The organism is Companilactobacillus sp. y65-5 (assembly GCF_057541095.1).
Map to the genome: position 1 here is coordinate 628,849 of NZ_BAAJOA010000001.1, position 13,978 is coordinate 642,826.

Here is a 13,978-nt window from a genome sequence, read left to right on the forward strand (position 1 = left end):
TTATTTGATTTGTTTCTTAGTTGATAACAATATCGTCAGTAGCTCTAACAAACTTGTTAGTAGCAACACGGTAATAATCCACACCATCGATGTTGATCATCTTATCTATCGCATAGACTTCCCCACTATTGAGATGTGAAGTTAGCTTATTGCCACGTTCATCATACAAGTCAGTCCATGAGTTAGTAGTTAGTGTACCGCTGACATTAATATATTCATAGACATCACTGGCATTCACGAATTCATTCGTAGCCACACGGTAATATTGTGCATCATCAAACATCACATATCTATCTGACTTCCACTCACTCTTTGATTTGAGTGCGCGATTGACCGCATCGATCTCTGAATCCTTTAATCTACCGAGCACATCGCGGTAGACACGGACGTTGACGTCTTTTGCATGATAGACGTAAGCGTCACTAGCCTTGACCCATTGATTTGTGGCGACACGATAATACTTAGTACCGTCTAAAGTCATGACGGCATCGCTAGACCAATTACTGGTTGGATTCAACTTGATCTTTTCAGTAGGATTACCTTCGTTGTCGTATGTCTGGACGGCGGGACTGTTGGGATGGATCGAGATAGTTTGATTTATCTTATCTACCGTTCCAGTCGTGTCCTCGTCATCTTGATCAGAGTTGTTGTGGGAACCACCACCACCGCCATTTGTATTGGTGTCTTTTTCTGGTTCGTAGACGGCGTGTACTATATAGGTCTGGCCAGCATAGTATTTTTCAATCAGACCATTATCTGGCACTATCCCCAGCATGCTAATAAGGTTACCAGCAGTTATTGAGTCAGACAAGCCAATCTGTTCTAATAAGTCTGCTGTTATGTGAAAGGGGGCGGGGGAACCAGGTAACTCTATATAAGTTCCATTTTTATTATCTTCATCGTATAAAACTAGTTTTTTATCAGAAAGCTTCAATAAACCATCATTAAAAATTTGTGTAGCTGAATTATCTCTGATTGGCAACTCTATTGTAGTAGTTTTAAGCTCTTTACCATTAGTATCTGTCTCAACAATCTGCCAAGTAAACGGTTCATAGACTAGTGCCTTGGGAACTTTGACAATAATCACTCTATTGCCAGGAACATTTGTTGCGGCAGGTACAGATGTCGCATCATATCCCTTATAATTTGTTTTACCATCGACAAACTTACTCAAACTTTTCGGAGTAAAAGAATCACCAACCACGTACTTGTCACTTTTATCAATTGTAGTCGTATATAGTATATTGGTAGGATCATCTTCAGCAACATATTTAACATCAAAACTTACATAGTCTGCATAATCAATCATCCAGGTAACATTGCCACCATTCACCGTAGAAGAGTATCGACTTCCTAAATCATCAGTACCCAAAATTGTGCCATCACCATCCGTCCAGCCATTTGCACGACGATCATCGGATTTTTTACCGAGAATAATCGTCTTATATCCAGTAGCCGTGAGGTCATTTATCGTAGATAATGTTAGGCTCTCTAATTTGTTATAAGAATCACTGTATCCTTGGCTGAAGCTAAGCATGTCGACTCTTGTAGCATTTTTAATAGCTGTATTGATCTTTGAAATATCCAGTGATACCAAACCGTCACAGTTTGCAAACATGTTAGAAAAATCACAAATTGCATCTGAACTCACTTTGGTAGATATCCCCTCCGAAGGTAAAGTGATAGCGCTCAAGGCCGAACAAGTATAGAACATGTGATTTAAAATTAATGCCTTAGTCATATTCCAGCTAGAAATATTCAAATTTTGTAAACTCGTACAATATGCAAATACATTGTGAAAACTAGTAACCCCAGAAACATCAAGTCCCTCGACATTAACTGATCCTAATTTATTCGCACCCAAAAATAACCCTGTCATATTTTTCAGAGTAGCATCTTTGAAACTTGACAAATCAGCTGTCGTTAATCCTGAACAATTTCTGAATAATTCAGTTATATTTGTAACTTTGGATGTTTTAAAATTAGATAAATCGACTGACTGTAGTGAGGAGCATTGAGAAAATAACCCGCTCATGTCTGTAACATTGGATGTATCCAAACGGTTTAGATTTTCAATATTTTTCAAATTATTAAAATTATAGAACAAACCCGCAATGCTATTTGAGGCGGTGACATCTCCATCAAAAGAAATCGATGTTACTTTATCCTTTTGGCTTTGCGTCCAGGGACCGGTACTGTTTGATATGGTATCACTATCATAAGTCGTATCCTCCAGCGTGCCACCTTGAATATGCAATACCCCATCATCAGTGATATTCCAATCTATTCCGTAGGTGTTTGAATCCGGAACCTCAGTTGCCGCACTTGTAGTTGTCTGTTGCACATCGGTCGTATTAGTATTGGCTTCAGAAGTAGCGCTCGGAGCAGTGCCGTTTGCACCATCTACATCATTCGTACTATTACCATTAGAATCAATTCCCACATTTGATGATTCATCACTGGATCCCGTCACAGTGTCTGTTAATTTCTTCGCATCTATTGAAATATTATTCGAAGCACTGTTCGAATCATTGTTTGCAGTGCTATTAGGTGTGGAAGAATTGTTATTTGTCACTACTTGATCAGAACTACTTGACGCATCAGTCTGATTGGTATCATCAGCGCTGGGCTCGGAGATGCTTTGACTAAGAGGCGTGGTCTCATCACTAACATCATCAGCGCGCACCGTGATTGACTGGGTCATTCCCAACAATGCCAAGCCTCCGGCAAAACCCAGACTAGTTTTAACTATCCAGTTTTTACTATTCTGATAAATTTTCTTTCTAGGAATAATATCTGGGTACTTCTTCGATTGTTTATATCTCATAATAAATTATCCTCCACAGTAACTATTACAAAATCACTTACAACTACAATTAAACACAAAACATATATTATTTCTAGAGCAATTGAATAATATTAAACATTTCATTTGAATTTATCCTCAATTAGTCTAAACTCAATAAATAGAAATATTTAAGGGGTTTAAAATGAGTAAATTTTCAATATTGATCACGCTATTTGCCGCATTGGCAACACCTCTGATAATGGCTCGTTTCCGCATCACTAGAATACCGGGAACTGTTGCTGAAATTATCATGGGAATAATTATTGGTAAAACTGGCTTTAATCTGATTCAGCCTAATTCCACTCTGACATATCTAGCAAACCTGGGTGTTATCATGCTGATTTTCTTAGGTGGGATGGAAATAGACTTTTCACTGTTCGAAAAAAAACCTAAAGGAGCTGAAAAATCTCCTTTAGGTTTGGCATTTGGTAGTTTTACCTCGGTGCTCGCCATGTCGATCGTATTAAGTATCGTCCTCTATCATCTCGATTTGTTCGACAATGTGATTTTGGCAACTATCTTAGTCAGTACCGTCGCCCTAGGTGTCATCATCTCGTTACTGACTGAGGCCGGTTTATTGAACAACGAATACGGTCAAACGCTGTTGTTGATATCCGCTATGGGCGAGTTCATCCCCTTAGTCGCATTGACGATTTATTCTGCCGTCCAACAAAAAAATTATTTTTCAGCTTTCTTATTACCAGTTATCTTCATCGTTGCTATTTTTCTATTGAGAAGATTCAAGCGAGTTTATGTCTTCTTCGATAACATCGACAAGACTACAACACAGTTAGATATTCGTTTGGCCTTCTTCTTGATTTTTACTTTAGTAACCGTAGCTGAACAAATCGGAGCTGAAAGCATCCTAGGTGCTTTCTTAGCCGGAGTAGTAATGAAACTGCTCAATCCCAAAAAAGATACTCAAGAAAAGCTTAGTTCGATGGCATATGGATTCTTCGTGCCGATTTTCTTCATCGTCACAGGTGTAAATCTTAATTTAAGAACCATGTTTCAAGATCAAAATGCACTGATCCTGATTCCCGTCTTCCTGGTAGCCTTTATATTAGCCAAGTCGATCATCTTCTTCGTCTTGAGACATAAGTTTGGCAACAAAAAGTCATTCGGAGCCGCCATATTGATGTCGACAACTATTACCTTGGTATTACCGATCTTACAAGTCGGGCAGAGTTTAAAAATTATTGACGAGGCCCAAAATGGAGCTATTACACTGGCTGCTATCATAACTTGTATTATATGTCCTATGATTTTTAATAAGATTTTGAGTTCAGAAGCAACAGAATAAAAAGGTTGATGAACAAGACTTAAAATCTTGTCATCAACCTTTTTAATTTAAATGACTCGTCAAAATCTCAACGAACTCTGTCAGTTCAATCTCGTCCTCAGCAGTAAATCTATCCAATGACGGTGAATCAATATCCAACACACCAATCTGGTGATCTCCCTTAGTAATAGGTACGACAATTTCAGAATTGCTGGCACTATCACAGGCGATATGACCTGGGAACTCATGCACGTTAGCGATACGTTGAATTTCTTGTGTCTTAAACGACGTACCCACTACCCCTGAACCGGGTTTGATGTGCATACATGCGACTTTTCCTTGAAAGGGTCCTAAGTCCAATTCACCAGTTTCAGGATTATACAAATAAAATCCTGCCCAGTTGATATCTTCATAAGTATCGTTGATCAAGGCACTGGCGTTTGCCAGATTTGTGACTAGGTTAGTCTCTTGAAATAATAAAGCATCTAATTGTTGATTCATCAGTGAAGTTTGTGTCTCTGTCATAATTTATCCTCCGAAATACGTTAATTGTATCATTAGGTGATTGTTTAGTCGGTAGATTTTGACTCACCATCAGTCAGATTAACGATGGTACGTCCGATATGATGACCATTTTTTATTTGTTCAATAACTTCTGGTACCTCATCCAGTCCCACTTCATTGTATTGTAACTTCTCAAACACATTCCATTCAGCAGTGAATTTTTCCCAGATCCGTGCTCGTTGTGCGATGGGATAATTGACCGAGTCGATACCGAATAAACTTACACCACGCAAAATAAACGGTAAGACGTTTGTATCCAGCTTGATTCCACCTGCATTACCACACATTGTCATACTGCCGCCGTAATAAATCTTCGACAACAAGCTAGAAGCCACTTCACCACCTACTGTATCTATGATAAAATCAAACCTTTGTTTATCTAACGGTTTGCCATTGGCTGCAATGTCCACTGGTCTCAAGATACTAGTAGCTCCTAATTTTCTAGCAACTTCTTCTTGATAATCCTTTCTGACCAATGCATTGATGTGAGTGAATCCCATCTGAGCTAACATTTGAACGGCAATACTACCCACTCCACCAGTTGCCCCAGTAACTAACACTTCTGGATCATCAACTTGAACCATGCCGTTATTCGATAACTTATCAATTGATAATGCGGCTGTAAATCCAGCCGTACCAATTATCATCGCCTGTTTCATCGACAATCGTGCTGGTAATCTAACCAGCCAATCAGCTGGAACTCTGACATACTCAGACAAGCCTCCAGTGTGAGACATCCCCAGCTGAAGGCCTGTGATCAAGACCTCATCTCCCGATGTGAATCGAGGATCACTTGATTCTACAACGACACCACTTGCATCGATCCCCGGAATCATCGGATAATCACGGATCACCCCACCGTGAGGTTGAAGTGCCAGCATGTCCTTGTAATTGATGGAACTATACGCAACTCTGACCAAAACACTACCACTTGATAAGTCCTTTAAAGTGATTTTTTTTATACCATAATTGAATCCCTGCTCATCCTCTACGACGATTGCCTTGAAATTGTCCATGTTCAGCACCTCTCTTATGAGAATAGATTACCATATGTTGGAAGACACCAAAAAAGCCCGAAAAATCTATTAAAAGATTTCTCGGACTTCTCATCGGGTTTTGTCTTGAAACTATTCAAATGCAATAAATTTTTTGGTAATTAAATCTTAAAGTACTTCAACTGTAGCTGAAGTTACACCATATGAAGGAATTGAAGCATTTGGCATTGCAACGTCTAATTGTTGTGGATTGCTGTATGCAAATGTTCCCGTATCATTAACTGTTCTGTACAATACTGTACCGTCAGCCAATGTGATCTTCAATTGTGTACCCTTAGGGAATACTGATAAGTTAGCAGCAACACCGCTATAACCCATGTTTGAACCTAAGACAGCTGGATCATAAAAACTGATCTTGAAAGTACCAGCTGCTGTACCTGTACTTGTTGTTGTGTTAGTAGTTGTACTTTGAACAGCTTGTGTTTGAGCTGTTTGTGTAGCTTGTTCTGTTTGAGCAGTTTGTGTTGATTCTGTAGTAGCTTGTGCAGTTGCTGATGGTAGATAAACTGTTTCTCCTGGGAAGATCAAGTCGAATCCACCAACTTCACGACCGTTAGCTTGTTCTAGTTCTGCAATTGTAACTCCATTATTAGCAGCGATACTCTTGTATGTGTCACCTGCTTCAACTGTCACGCGAGTGCTGTCTACTGTGATCGCAGCTTCAGCAGTTTTTGCAGTTGCTCCCATTGCAGTTAGGGCTGTTGTACTTAATAAAGCAATAGATAATACTTTTTTCATAAATTTAAAACATCCTTATATTTTCTTTAGCTCTCAACGCTATGAGAGATATAATAACAGGCTTATGTTACACAAAAACCTAAATAGCATTACAAAACCCGGCATTTATGTAACATTAGTAACACAACTGCAACAATTGATAAGCAAAATCCTATCATACCAATAACTACGGGTGATAGTAAATTTCAGAAAAATACTAATAATTTACAACTTTTTTTGAAATTATTTTTTAATAATTTATTAAAAAAAACAAAAAAGCCCGTTAAATGGGCTTTTTTCTTATTTTACCTTATGAAAAATATTTCAACAATTCAAAACTCATTCTGACTAATTCAAAAGAATGTTGGTTTTGTAATTTGTTCAAAGACAATTTATCGTTACCTATCTTCCTCAATTCGTTCAAATCTTGGAACGCCTTAGCAACTAAATTATATTCAAACAATTCTGATTTGAAGTAAGTAGTGATCTCCCTATCTTGATTCAAAAATGGTGGATCGTAGGGTTTTTCTATTAATTTATCAAAAAACTCACTGTCAAAAGGCTTCCAGTCATGGCCCGGATAATCCAATATCAAATCTGTCAATTGAGGATTATGCAGGTTAATAAAGGCCGTCATCAGAATCCAACTCATTTTCTTAGATATTTGCATCTTCTTAGCTAATGCCGTTGCGAGATAAATTTCAAATGAATATTGAGAATCATTCACATCATATTTTGTCTCTAAACTATCTATTAAAGTAAATGCATTATCCAAATAAATATCACCGCAAGTTTTTTCGTTCATAAACTCGTCCATAGTTTCTTGATCGTAAATATTCAACTTGCCAATATCTATCAAATCATCAAGCGAGGCCTGAGAATCACCTGTCAAACTGATCAAGACACCTTTGTGATCTTGTTTTAACTTTTTAATGACTGTTTGACTGTCCTTAGTCCAGGGCTGAATCAACGAATCATTTTTCATGACTGAATAATAAGTAACATTAGACATTTTCTTTTTGGTTTTCGAGTTCCTCTTCAAATTTTGCCAAGTGCTCATCATATGTATCGATCTTCATGGAGATACGATCATATGTATTCTGCATCTCATCTAGCTTGGCTTTGATAACTGCTTGTTGTTCCTCGAGGATTTGTTTACGGCGGGCAACAGTTTCGTCACCTTTTCCAAAAAGTGAAATATATTCAGCTAATGACTCGACTGACATGCCAGACATGCGCATGCATTTAGCAAAATTGATCCAATTCTCATCTTCTTGCGTGAAGTCACGATAGCCAACACTGTTGCGATGGACTGGTGGGATCAACCCCACTTTTTCGTAGTATCTGATCGTAGCTTCACTTAATTCATATTTCATTGCGATTTCTTTGATATTCATTCCATCACCTCTATGCTCGACTTATTCCAAGACTTTCATTTTCGTATAACGTTGGTTCATTGATGATCCTAGTTACTAAGTCTGAGACACTTCTTCTCGATACATTTCTGCCGACAAAAGTCTCACCCTTAAAAGTTATTTGATAGTTCAAGTCGGCATTGTCATCAAACCAACTAGGACGGATAACAGTTGAATCCAAGTCTGAACCCTCAACGATATCAGCAGCTTGACGATATGGGATCAAGACTGGTTCAATGTTATCACTATTTCCATCAGAATTTACTTCATTATAGATACCCATAGAGCTGATCAAAATCACACGCTTGACTCCATTATTGTGCATCGCATCAACGACGTTTTGGGTGATTTGTGGTAGTTCTCCCGTAACACCGATGAAGACAACATCTTGATTCTCCACAGCTGCGTTAACATCGTCGATATTCGTCGCATTGCCGGCAAACACTGTCTCTCTTTCTTCGTCTATCTCACCTAAGCGATCGACATCTCGAACGAACAACGTTAAATGATTTTCACTTGAGGTCAATAGGTCCTGTCTGACGACTGATCCGATTGACCCACTTGCACCTATCAATAATACATTTTCCATCTTGATTCACCTCATGCTTCCCAATATACTGTCATTCTCTATTTTAATTAGTAACAGAGAGAATGTTCTCTTTCACTCTCTGGTATTAATATAAACCTTAAACTATACTTTAATGCAAGATTTTTATTTATTAATTTTTTTATTATGAAAACCCTTGCTCTAAAGTGTACTTGAAGGTCTATTATGAAGGTTGTATTTATAGAAGAAACTAAAAAACGTAATAATACCCTTTTCATAATCTTATTGGTTTAAAATATAAATATATCTAATAAAGGAGCAGTCTATGACAAACGTTTTAATTCTAGGAACTCAATTGCAGGATCAATCAGAACTTTATGATTTATTTGATAAACAATCACGTACTATTATTATAGGAAGAAACTATTCAGACAGATTGGTTTTGGATAAAGCGATGGAAAACCAAGACCTAGTCATAGTAACTCTTGACGATCAATCTTCTGTTGACCTGATCCCTACGATAGTAGAGTCGATGAAGGTGTATCAAGTGCCTGATATCGTTTTGATAGATAAATTATCTAATGAGAATTCTACAATCGAAACTATTTCGACTGAATTCCTAAAGTTATCAGGATTGAATTATAAAATTTTGGATCCCATCGATTGATACTCTGTTCCAAATAAAGGAGGAATTGTTTTGAAATCTATTGTTATTTATTTTACTACATCAGGAAATACCAAGCATGCGGCGGAATCTATCGCTAAAAAGACTGGTTCTGATATCGAAGAACTGAAATCAAATCAAAGCTGGCCCACAAACTTTGACGACTTAGCAGCACTGGCTCAGAAACAACGTGACACAAACGTGCACCCAGAAATAACTAGCCAATTGAATCTAACCGATTATGACAAAATTTACTTAGGCTACCCAACTTGGTACGAGCAACCACCAATGGTCATAAATAGTTTCTTCGAAAAGTTCAACCTTGATGGAAAAACTGTGGTTCCATTCTCCACGAGTGGCTCGAGCACATTCGAGATCACGGCTCCTTATGTACAAAACATGGTCAAAGGCCATGACATCAGCTTAGAATCTGGCTTTAGAGCAAATTCTGAGAGTGAAATCACCAACGGTTTGAAATAACAAAATGTCGTGCATGTTCAGATGCACGACATTTTTATTTATTCTGAAAATCCGCAAGAAGTTTGTATTCTGGTTCTAACACCTCGGTGATTCGTTGCCAAATCGGAAATAATTCTTGATAGCTTTCTACATTTGCTGGATCAGGATGATAAATATCTGTAATACCGATCATATTCTTTACTTCCGTCAGATCATCGATCAGATTTAAAGAATACATCCCCAAGACAGCTGCACCTAAACAGGAGCTTTCAAAACTCTTAGGGATAGTTACGTCTTGATCAAAAATATCTGCCAAGATCTGACACCATAATTTTGAACGTGCAAATCCACCAGTGGCCTGAATCCTTCTTGGTTTTCCCGTTATTTTTTCAATCAAATTCATCACTGCGTAGAGGTTGAAGACGATACCTTCCAAGGCGGAACGAGTCATGTCAGCTCTGGTATGTTGACGGGTCAATCCGAAGAAGGAACCACGGGCATAGGCATTCCAAATCGGAGCACGCTCTCCACCTAGATATGGTTGAAATAATAAACCATTTGCACCGGCAGGTACCTGACTTGCTATTTGCGTCAGTTCGTCATAGCTGACCTTTGCGTCGAATAATTGATCACGTACCCAGCGCAAAACTATTCCGCCGTTATTTACCGGCCCACCAATTACCCACTTGTCCTTAGTCAGCGCATAACAGAATAATCTTCCTTGCGGGTCGATGATCGGTGTATCTACGACTACTCGAACGGCACCGCTAGTACCAATAGTGACAGCAACTACCCCCTGATCAATGGCATCGACACCCAGATTGGAAAGCACCCCATCGCTGGCGCCAAATATGAACGGGACATCCGCACTGATATGCAACATCTTACCGTACTCGTCATTGATTCCTTTGACAAAATCTGTCGTAGCAACTACTTCCGGCAAACGTGTTTCTTCTATATTAAGTAATTGTAATGCTTGGGGTTCCCACTTCAGATCAAAGATGTTGAACATTCCCGTTGCCGAGGCTATTGAATAATCGATTTTATATGTATTAAATAATTTGTGAAAGATAAAAGATTTAATATCAATAAACTTTTTTGCTCGTTTGAAGAGTTCTGCATGTTCATTTTTTAGCCATAACATTTTGGACAATGGTGACATTGGATGAATCGGTGTTCCAGTTTTTTGATAAATCTCTGCGCCCAGTCCACTGCTTCTTAATTCATCAGAATATTTGACAGCTCGATTGTCAGCCCACGTATAGGCTCTAGTCAGTGCCTTACCGTTGCCGTCCATCAATATCAAACTATGCATAGCAGTCGAAAACGATACGCCTGTTAATTTATCAGGGTCGATCCCACTGATGACCTTCTTCAATGTCTCCAAAACAGCTGAAAAAATTTCTTCCGGATCCTCTTCTGCCATTCCCGCTTCAGTTTGATACAATTGATAGCCTCGATCAGCATGCGAAATGATTTTACCGTTCACATCGTACAAGACGCACTTGGTGCTGGTTGTTCCAATGTCGATTCCGATTGTATAGTCCATATTTATGTCTCCTAATTGGTTGAGTATGTTTAGTTTAAGACTAATTGTTGAGGAATACAAAAAAGCACGTTATATCATTTTGATGATATAACGTGCTTTTTATTATTCCATAACTCGAATTGCATGATATGCTTCATGAACTGCATCCATGATCTTTCTAGGGGAAACAGCGTCTCCTACTACGGTGAGATCGACTTTATCTTCCAAAGCATCTTCTAAGGAATCATTTGCACTATATCCAGCAGCGATAACGGCAGTATCACAAGGAATTTCTCTTTCCGATCCATTGTCATCAATGACTACGGCATCCTTAGTAATTGCTTTCACCTTGACACCAGTGTCCAATTGAACTTGTGCTTCCTTCAAATGATCGCGCAACGATAAAACATTATTTGTGGAATGTGCTCCTGTCTTCAAAATGTCATCTAACATTTCGACTACGGTCACATTGTTAGAGCGTGAACTCAGATCTAATGCTGTTTCACACCCAACTAATCCACCACCGATAACGACGACATTGTCACCGGGTTGCTTCTTTTGTACTAAATATTCTTCGGCTTGACTTGCATTATCAACCCCTTCAATCGGTGGTACTTTTCCAGTAGCACCTGCGGCTAAGATGACTTTGTCATAATTACCAGCCAGAACATTTTCGGATGTAGCGGCTGTATTATAACGGATATTGACATTCAAGCGACTGATTTCACGTTTCAAGAATTCAACGAACTTCATAACGTCGGTTTTGAAGGATGGATATCCGGCAACAAACATATTCCCACCTAATTGAGTTGTCTTTTCCCACAATTCAACTTCAAATCCACGTCTTGCGGCGGTCAATGCGGCTTCCATACCACCGGGTCCACCACCGATGACCAGAACTCGCTTCTTGCTAGTAGCGGGTGTAAGTTGATAATCTTTTTCGGCGTAACAAAGTGGATTAACTGTACAGTAATAATGTTTACCACTGAATCCACCTAGCAAGCATTCATTACAACCAATACATGGTGTTATTCGATCAAAATTACCTTCTTTAACTTTGTTTGCCCAATGTGGATCTGCTAACATCTGATGCCCCAGCGCAATATAATCAGCATCACCATCTTCAAGAACTTTTTCAGCATCCATTGGGTCGTTCAACTTACCTTGAGTAATAACAGGAACATTAACGGCGGCCTTGACAGCTTTAGCCGCAAAAATTTGATGCATTGGTTTTTCATAAACTGTCGTGATAGCCTTGTACCAAACTTCATAGCAACCAACATCGACGTGTAAATCTGATACTCCAGCCTTTTCAAAAATTTTTGCCATCTCAACACCTTCGTCAAGTTGACGTCCACCTTCTATGCCATGATATGCGGTGAATTTCATGGAAACTGGGAAGTCAGCTCCACATTTCTCATGAATGGCTGAAATTATTTCAGTTGAAAAACGTAGTCGGTTCTCCAAACTCCCGCCGTACTCGTCTTTACGTTTATTCCACAAACTTGAATGGAATTGATCTAATAAATACCCACCATAACCGTGCAACTCTACTCCATCTGCACCAGCAGCCTGTGCCAAACTAGCTGAATAAGCCATACGTTCAGTTAGATAATGAATGTCATCCACCGTCAACATTCGACATTTTAAATTTGGGAACCAAAACGAATGTGCCTCATCACTAGCTGAGTAAGGTGGTGTGTATGGATCTGCGTAGACCATTCGACCCAATCCCGGTGTAATTTGAACAAATACTTTAGTTCCATAATGATGGCAACGCTCGATCATCACTGCGAGTTTTTCCACATTATGGAAATCTGACAATTCATTCTCTGGTCGAGTTTCATATTTAGTGCTAGCGATATTTGCCCCAGTAATAATCAGTCCGACTCCACCTTTGGCACGTTCCTCAAAATAATTAATCGCGTTGTCTGAATAACTTCCGTCAGCAGTGGGCTTGGTTCCCATTGGGGCCATAATAATTCTATTTTTTAATTTAACATTTCCTATTTTTCCACGTTTAAATAAATCCAAAATAATCACCCTTTCTCTAGTTATGTTATTCACAATCTTTACTAAAGTAAAGATAACACTTTTTAAATGAAAGCGCAACCAGATGTATAAACATACTTTATGGTAAACTATAGCTAACGCAACGGAGGACAAGCTTTTGGATACTAAAAAATTAATTTTAAGGAATGCTTATCAGTTATTCCAAGAAAAATCCTATCAAGCAGTAAGTGTAGATGATATTTGTGCTGCCTGTGATTTGACCAAGCCTGCTTTTTATTATCACTTCAAAGCTAAATCAGACTTATTGATCCACTACTACGATCAGGTAGTCGATAACATGTCACTCAAAATAAAAAAATCTGAAGAAGACTACTGGGTCCAATTTATCGAACTATTCACACAACTAATAAAATCTAGTGTTGTTATTGGTCCTGATTTAGTAAGTCAACTATTCATTACTAACCTCAAAAAAGACCAAGGATCATTTGATTTCAATCAAAAATTTGCGAAAATGTGTGTGCAATTAATTTCTAAAGCACAATCTTCCGCAGAAATAAGAAATCAGCAGGATCCAAAAGAATTATTTATTGCGGCCTCATTTCTTTTTACTGGTTATGAAGTGTTTTGGGCAATAAAAAATGACAACAGAGACGCCATGAAAAATGTTATTGCGTCGATCGAAGTTATTTTTGATGTTCAACCAAAATACAAAGAATACACTGAATGTATCTTCAACCAGCAAGTATTCCCAGTCGAACCATAAAAGATTGAAAATAAATTCAATCTTTTTTGTGATTTCTGATAATTAGTCCATGCTAAGAATTATCTTATTGACTTACAAACTAATTATTAGATATGATGATTTTAGAAATAATAAAAAATAAAA

13 protein-coding genes are annotated in these 13,978 nt (G+C 38.3%); 4 read left to right on the forward strand and 9 right to left on the reverse strand.

The genetic code is table 11. From position 1 onward, the window contains the following. Positions 1-16 precede the first annotated feature (16 nt). Positions 17-2,827 carry a BspA family leucine-rich repeat surface protein gene (locus AC27FM_RS03225; RefSeq protein ID WP_487085891.1) on the reverse strand — a complete coding sequence of 937 codons (2,811 nt, stop codon included), beginning with the start codon at positions 2,825-2,827 and terminating at the stop codon, positions 17-19. A gap of 163 nt (positions 2,828-2,990) precedes the next feature. Here AC27FM_RS03225 and AC27FM_RS03230 point away from each other — a divergent pair, with 163 nt between their 5' ends. After that, positions 2,991-4,151 carry a cation:proton antiporter gene (locus AC27FM_RS03230; protein WP_487085892.1) on the forward strand — a complete coding sequence of 387 codons (1,161 nt, stop codon included), beginning with the start codon at positions 2,991-2,993 and terminating at the stop codon, positions 4,149-4,151. Positions 4,152-4,193: 42 nt separating this feature from the next. On the opposite strand, the gene AC27FM_RS03235 is transcribed toward AC27FM_RS03230, so the two are convergent. From AC27FM_RS03235 to AC27FM_RS03260, 6 genes are all read right to left on the reverse strand, one after another. Then, positions 4,194-4,655 (reverse strand): GAF domain-containing protein, encoded by a 462-nt coding sequence (locus AC27FM_RS03235; RefSeq protein WP_487085893.1) that lies wholly within the window; start codon positions 4,653-4,655, stop codon positions 4,194-4,196. Between the two features lie 44 nt (positions 4,656-4,699). Beyond that, the gene (locus tag AC27FM_RS03240) at positions 4,700-5,710 is read right to left on the reverse strand and encodes a YhdH/YhfP family quinone oxidoreductase (protein WP_487085894.1); all 1,011 of its coding nucleotides are present in this window, start codon (positions 5,708-5,710) and stop codon (positions 4,700-4,702) included. Between the two features lie 147 nt (positions 5,711-5,857). Beyond that, the gene (locus tag AC27FM_RS03245; RefSeq protein WP_487085895.1) at positions 5,858-6,487 is read right to left on the reverse strand and encodes a DPBB and LysM peptidoglycan-binding domain-containing protein; all 630 of its coding nucleotides are present in this window, start codon (positions 6,485-6,487) and stop codon (positions 5,858-5,860) included. A 289-nt stretch (positions 6,488-6,776) separates the two neighbouring features. Beyond that, a complete protein-coding gene (locus AC27FM_RS03250) occupies positions 6,777-7,478 on the reverse strand; it encodes a hypothetical protein (protein WP_487085896.1) in 702 nt (233 codons plus the stop codon). Next, the gene (locus AC27FM_RS03255) at positions 7,471-7,863 is read right to left on the reverse strand and encodes a MerR family transcriptional regulator (RefSeq protein WP_487085897.1); all 393 of its coding nucleotides are present in this window, start codon (positions 7,861-7,863) and stop codon (positions 7,471-7,473) included. Before AC27FM_RS03255 ends, AC27FM_RS03250 begins: the two co-directional genes overlap by 8 nt. A gap of 10 nt (positions 7,864-7,873) precedes the next feature. Then, the gene (locus tag AC27FM_RS03260) at positions 7,874-8,470 is read right to left on the reverse strand and encodes an NAD(P)H-binding protein (protein ID WP_487085898.1); all 597 of its coding nucleotides are present in this window, start codon (positions 8,468-8,470) and stop codon (positions 7,874-7,876) included. A 283-nt stretch (positions 8,471-8,753) separates the two neighbouring features. Here AC27FM_RS03260 and AC27FM_RS03265 point away from each other — a divergent pair, with 283 nt between their 5' ends. After that, entirely contained in the window at positions 8,754-9,095 is a 342-nt protein-coding gene (locus AC27FM_RS03265) for a hypothetical protein (RefSeq protein ID WP_487085899.1), read from the forward strand. A gap of 30 nt (positions 9,096-9,125) precedes the next feature. Next, positions 9,126-9,572, forward strand: a complete 447-nt coding sequence (locus AC27FM_RS03270; RefSeq protein WP_487085900.1) for a flavodoxin — start codon at positions 9,126-9,128, stop codon at positions 9,570-9,572. 34 nt (positions 9,573-9,606) lie between these two features. On the opposite strand, the gene gntK is transcribed toward AC27FM_RS03270, so the two are convergent. Together gntK and AC27FM_RS03280 are read right to left on the reverse strand one after the other, a co-directional pair. Beyond that, complete coding sequence (gntK, locus tag AC27FM_RS03275; protein ID WP_487085901.1) at positions 9,607-11,100, reverse strand: gluconokinase; 1,494 nt, start codon at positions 11,098-11,100, stop codon at positions 9,607-9,609. A gap of 102 nt (positions 11,101-11,202) precedes the next feature. Next, positions 11,203-13,113 carry an oxidoreductase gene (locus AC27FM_RS03280; protein ID WP_487085902.1) on the reverse strand — a complete coding sequence of 637 codons (1,911 nt, stop codon included), beginning with the start codon at positions 13,111-13,113 and terminating at the stop codon, positions 11,203-11,205. Between the two features lie 136 nt (positions 13,114-13,249). Here AC27FM_RS03280 and AC27FM_RS03285 point away from each other — a divergent pair, with 136 nt between their 5' ends. Next, positions 13,250-13,855 carry a TetR/AcrR family transcriptional regulator gene (locus tag AC27FM_RS03285; protein ID WP_487085903.1) on the forward strand — a complete coding sequence of 202 codons (606 nt, stop codon included), beginning with the start codon at positions 13,250-13,252 and terminating at the stop codon, positions 13,853-13,855. Positions 13,856-13,978: the final 123 nt, after the last annotated feature.

Excerpts from the sequence above, each read along its gene's own strand:
- AC27FM_RS03230 (WP_487085892.1), top strand. The coding sequence starts at position 2,991 with ATGAGTAAATTTTCAATATTGATCACGCTATTTGCCGCATTGGCAACA.
- AC27FM_RS03260 (WP_487085898.1), bottom strand. The coding sequence starts at position 8,470 with ATGGAAAATGTATTATTGATAGGTGCAAGTGGGTCAATCGGATCAGTC.
- AC27FM_RS03245 (WP_487085895.1), bottom strand. The coding sequence starts at position 6,487 with ATGAAAAAAGTATTATCTATTGCTTTATTAAGTACAACAGCCCTAACT.
- gntK (WP_487085901.1), bottom strand. The coding sequence starts at position 11,100 with ATGGACTATACAATCGGAATCGACATTGGAACAACCAGCACCAAGTGC.
- AC27FM_RS03250 (WP_487085896.1), bottom strand. The coding sequence starts at position 7,478 with ATGTCTAATGTTACTTATTATTCAGTCATGAAAAATGATTCGTTGATT.
- AC27FM_RS03225 (WP_487085891.1), bottom strand. The coding sequence starts at position 2,827 with ATGAGATATAAACAATCGAAGAAGTACCCAGATATTATTCCTAGAAAG.
- AC27FM_RS03265 (WP_487085899.1), top strand. The coding sequence starts at position 8,754 with ATGACAAACGTTTTAATTCTAGGAACTCAATTGCAGGATCAATCAGAA.
- AC27FM_RS03255 (WP_487085897.1), bottom strand. The coding sequence starts at position 7,863 with ATGAATATCAAAGAAATCGCAATGAAATATGAATTAAGTGAAGCTACG.
- AC27FM_RS03235 (WP_487085893.1), bottom strand. The coding sequence starts at position 4,655 with ATGACAGAGACACAAACTTCACTGATGAATCAACAATTAGATGCTTTA.
- AC27FM_RS03240 (WP_487085894.1), bottom strand. The coding sequence starts at position 5,710 with ATGGACAATTTCAAGGCAATCGTCGTAGAGGATGAGCAGGGATTCAAT.